This is a genomic window from Nevskia sp. (assembly GCF_023266035.1).
GTDB lineage: Bacteria > Pseudomonadota > Gammaproteobacteria > Nevskiales > Nevskiaceae > Nevskia.
Map to the genome: position 1 here is coordinate 1 of NZ_JAHFRY010000200.1, position 946 is coordinate 946.

Annotated in this window: 2 protein-coding genes; one reads left to right on the forward strand and one right to left on the reverse strand. The window is 62.1% G+C overall.

Going from position 1 to position 946, the window contains the following annotated elements; all coding sequences use genetic code 11:
• Positions 1-483 (reverse strand): helix-turn-helix domain-containing protein (locus Q0D45_RS20585; RefSeq protein WP_293397509.1); only part of this gene is annotated, 483 nt, incomplete at its 3' end.
• 102 nt (positions 484-585) lie between these two features.
• Between Q0D45_RS20585 and Q0D45_RS20590 the strand changes: the two genes are divergently transcribed.
• Positions 586-946 (forward strand): hypothetical protein (locus Q0D45_RS20590; protein WP_293397511.1); only part of this gene is annotated, 361 nt, incomplete at its 3' end.

The following is a 946-nucleotide window of genomic DNA, read 5'->3' on the forward strand; positions in this document are numbered from 1 at the left end:
GGGTGTGGTGTGCAGGACCTGGAGGATGGCGACTGCCAGTTTCCGATCCTTGGCCGGGAGCTGACGAACCGCGTCCGATGTTGCTGCGAGATAGCTGGCGACGCGGCGCTTCTTCTGCGACAGACGCATCGCACGGCCTTGCGGTGTGCTTCTGACCAAAGTCGCGATCGGGGCGATGGCGTCGAAACCCTTGTAGATATCCGGAAGCTGATTGACGAGATCGTCCTCGCAGCGCGGGAAGGTGACGTTCGGCCCGGCCAGCGCGGTGACCCGATCCCAGGCCGCCTGCATCAGCGCCTCTTGGTTCGGGAAGTACCGGTACAAGGTGCGCCGCGGAATGCCGAGGCGCTCGGCAACCAGATCGTGGGTCAGATCCAGACGCCCCTCCGAAACGAGGGCAATCAACTCATTTGCCACCCGGCTTCTGAGAGCGTCCTTCTTCTGATCGCGCAGCCCTATCGGAGCAACTGTGACTTCACTCATGTTTCGATGACTGGATTCCGGAAAATTGATATTGACACTATTTGTGCCAAATCATAGCCTATCCACGACATCACAAAGAAAGGTCTCGCTATGCTGTTCCACATGTCTATCGCAGCCCACGATCCGCGTCACGTCGCCACCGTCATTGCCGAGTTCTGGGGCGGCGAGGCGCTGCCTTTCCCGCCGGTATCGGACAACGGCTGGATCGCGCTCGCCGGTGATCAGCGCGGCTCAGCTGTGGAGGTGTATCCACTCGATGTCGCGCTTCGCGAAGCGGAGGGCGATGCCGACGCGATCGGCGAGAAAGGCCATAGCGCTGTTTACACCGCCAGCCACGCGGCCATCGCCACCGCGCTTGCGCAGGACCAGGTGATGGCGATCGCGGCACGCGAAGGCTGGCCGGCCAAGTACCGGAAGCGCGGCGGCATGTTCGGCGTCATCGAACTCTGGATCGAGAACCGGC